We start from the raw sequence: 3159 nt of genomic DNA, 5'->3' as shown, positions 1-3159 counted from the left end.
AGGAAGTGCCGCCCGCACGACCCGAGCCCGCGCCGGCGCCGGCGCCTGAACCTGCGCCGCAGGAAGTGCCCGCCCCTGAGCCGACTCAGCCGGATATCGAGCCTTCGCGTCCGGAACCGCTGCCTGAGCCGGCGCCTGTGGAGGTGCCGACGCCGCCGAGCGAGGTTCCGGCCGAAACGCCGGCACCGATCGAGGTGCCGCCAGCCGCGCCGCCTTCCATCGAGCCATCCTCGGAAGCCCGCGCTGCCCCTCATCCGCCTGCCGGCACCTTCTCGCCGTATAGAGACGACGAGAAGGATGAAGCTCCCCACCCTCCCCTCGATGGGGAGGGTCGCCACGAAGTGGCGGGGCGGGGTGACAGCGCCGACGCTGGCGCCAGTCACCCCCACCCCCGAGCTGCGCTCGGGACCTCCCCCATCGAGGGGGAGGTAGGGCCTGCACCGGCCTCGCAGCCGACCCTCGAGCCGCGGTCCGCTCCCGCCGCCGGCAAGGTGACGGTCTCAAAGAAGGTCGAGCAGAAAGCCGAGCCGGCAAAGACTTCGGAGCCGGCGCCAAGGCGCTCCTGGTTCCAGCGCATGCGCGAAGGGCTCGCCCGCTCCTCGCGCGAGCTCACCGGCAACATTGCCGGAGTCTTCACCAAGCGAAAGTTGGACGAGGACACGCTGCAGGATCTGGAGGACGTGCTGATCCGCGCCGATCTCGGCGTGGAGACGGCGCTGCGCGTCACCGATTCGCTTGCGTCCAGCCGCTACGGCCGCGACGTCTCCGACTCCGAAGTCCGCGCCGTGATGGCGGCGGAGGTGGAGAAGGTGCTGAGCCCGGTGGCAAAACCGCTCGAGCTCGATCTCAGCCATAAGCCGCATGTCATCCTGGTCGTCGGCGTCAACGGCACCGGCAAGACCACCACCATCGGCAAATTGGCCGCCAAGCTCACCGATGGCGGCCTCAAGGTGATGCTGGCCGCCGGCGATACCTTCCGCGCCGCCGCGATCGAGCAGTTGAAGATCTGGGGCGAACGCACGAAATCGCCCGTCATCGCCACCAAGCTCGGCGCCGACGCCGCGGGCCTCGCCTATGACGCCTTCGAGAAGGCCAAGGAGGCCGGCTCCGACGTTTTGATCATCGACACGGCCGGCCGGCTGCAAAACAAGACCGAGCTGATGGCCGAGTTGGAGAAGATCGTGCGCGTGCTCGGAAAACTCGATCCGGAAGCGCCGCACACGGTGCTGCAGACGGTCGACGCCACCACCGGCCAGAATGCGCTGAACCAGGTCGAGATCTTCCGCAACGTCGCCGGCGTCAACGGGCTGGTGATGACCAAGCTGGACGGCACGGCGCGCGGCGGTATTCTGGTGGCGATCGCCGCCAAGCACCGGCTGCCGGTCTATTTCATCGGTGTCGGCGAGCAGGTCGACGACCTCGAACCGTTTTCGGCCAGCGAATTTGCCAGGGCGATCGCCGGCGTCGCCTGAACAAAGGCGTGATCTTGGAAGACCGCCTGCTTTTCGGCCAGATCATGCGCAAGAAGGACTTTTATGAACATCCTCGAACGCGACCCGTCCGATCCACGCCGCAAGCCGATGAACCCCGGCCTGAAATTCCTGCTCGAGCTTGGGCCGGGCCTGGTGTTCTTCTTCACCACCATCCGTGGCGAGTGGCTGGCCGAGAAATTCCCGGTGCTTGCCCATCTCGGCGAGCCGATCCTGATCGCCACGGCCTTCTTCATGGTCGCGACCGCGCTTTCGCTCGGCGTCTCCTGGCTGCTCACGCGCAGCCTGCCGCTGATGCCGCTGGTCTCGGCGATCGTCGTCTTCGTCTTCGGCGCGCTGGCGCTTTACCTGCAGGACAAGACCTTCGCTTTCATGAAGCCCACGATCATCAACTCGCTGTTCGGCGTAACCCTGCTCGGCGGGCTGCTGTTCGGCCGCTCGCTGCTCGGCTACGTCTTCGATTCCGCCTTTCAGCTCGATGCCGAGGGCTGGCGCAAGCTGACCTTCCGCTGGGGCCTTTTCTTCCTGTTCCTGGCCGTGCTCAACGAGGTGATGTGGCGCAACTTCTCCGAGGCGACCTGGCTATATTTCAAGGTCTGGGGCACGATCCCGATCACCTTGCTGTTCACCTTCAGCCAGATGCCGCTGATCATGCGCCACTCGCTCGAGGAAAAAGCCAAGGAAGAGAAGGCCGGAAACTAAAGCAATTCCAGGAAAAGCGTGACGCGGTTTTCCGTCCGGAATTGCGCCAGAATAAGAGGGGGGCGACATGGAATTCCTCACCACGCATGACGAGCTGAGGACGATCTACAAAACGCCCCGGCCGACCGACGGCTCGATCCGGAAGGAACTGAAGAGCCTCGACGGCCATTGCCGTTCCTTCATCGGCAAGAGCCCCTTCGTGCTGATCGGATCCTCCGACGGCGCCGGCAATGCCGATGTGACGCCCAAGGGCGACAAGCCCGGCTTCACCGCCATACTCGACAACAACACCATCGCCATTCCAGACCGTCCCGGCAACAACCGGCTGGACACGCTGGAAAACATCATCCGCAACCCCTCGGTCGGGCTGCTTTTCCTGATCCCCGGCATGAACGAGACGCTGCGCGTCAATGGCGACGGTCGCATCACCGTCGATCCTACGTTGCGCGAACGCCTGGCGGTCGACAGCAAGGAGCCGCAGAGCGTCATCGTGGTGACGGTCAAGGCCGCCTATATGCACTGCGCCAAGGCCTTCATGCGCTCCGATCTCTGGAAGCCCGAGACCTGGTATGACCGCGCGAGCCTGCCGACGCTCGGCCAGATCATCCGCGACCAGCTGGCGCTCACCGAAAGCGCCGGCGAGATCGACCGCGAGCTGGACGACGATTACCGGCAGACCATGTGGTAGGCTTGCCGGACGACTCACTTCTTTCGTCCGGCCCTCCCTTGATCGAAATCATTGCCATATCGGGCAGCCTGCGCGCCGCCTATGACCAACTCGGCCCTGCTTGCCGCCCTGGCCGCCAATGCCCCTGACGACTGTCGCGTCCAGGTCTATGACGGGCTCGGCCGGCTGCCGATCTTCAACCCCGACGATGAGGGCGAGCGCACGCCGCCCGAAGCGGCGCGCCTGATCGAGATGATAACCCGGGCCGACGGCGTCATCGGCTCTTGCGCGGAGTACGCG

The 3159-nt window shown here is 65.4% G+C and carries 4 protein-coding genes; all 4 read left to right on the top strand.

All coding sequences use genetic code 11. The annotated features are described in order from the left end of the window. The first annotated feature begins 5 nt into the window (after positions 1 to 5). Positions 6 to 1472, top strand: a complete 1467-nt coding sequence (gene ftsY, locus EOA28_RS30470) for a signal recognition particle-docking protein FtsY (RefSeq protein ID WP_245501634.1) — start codon at positions 6 to 8, stop codon at positions 1470 to 1472. Between the two features lie 63 nt (positions 1473 to 1535). Then, the gene (locus tag EOA28_RS30465; RefSeq protein ID WP_126080443.1) at positions 1536 to 2192 is read left to right on the top strand and encodes a septation protein A; all 657 of its coding nucleotides are present in this window, start codon (positions 1536 to 1538) and stop codon (positions 2190 to 2192) included. A 67-nt stretch (positions 2193 to 2259) separates the two neighbouring features. After that, entirely contained in the window at positions 2260 to 2880 is a 621-nt protein-coding gene (locus EOA28_RS30460) for a pyridoxamine 5'-phosphate oxidase family protein (protein WP_127252875.1), read from the top strand. Between the two features lie 81 nt (positions 2881 to 2961). Then, positions 2962 to 3159: NAD(P)H-dependent oxidoreductase (locus EOA28_RS30455; RefSeq protein WP_348633446.1), on the top strand; the 198-nt coding region annotated here is incomplete at its 3' end.

The sequence above is a fragment of the Mesorhizobium sp. M2A.F.Ca.ET.067.02.1.1 genome (assembly GCF_004023285.1).
In the GTDB taxonomy this organism is placed as follows: Bacteria; Pseudomonadota; Alphaproteobacteria; order Rhizobiales; family Rhizobiaceae; genus Mesorhizobium.
The sequence above is the reverse complement of the archived record's forward strand: the minus strand, read 5'-3'. Positions and strand labels throughout refer to the sequence as shown.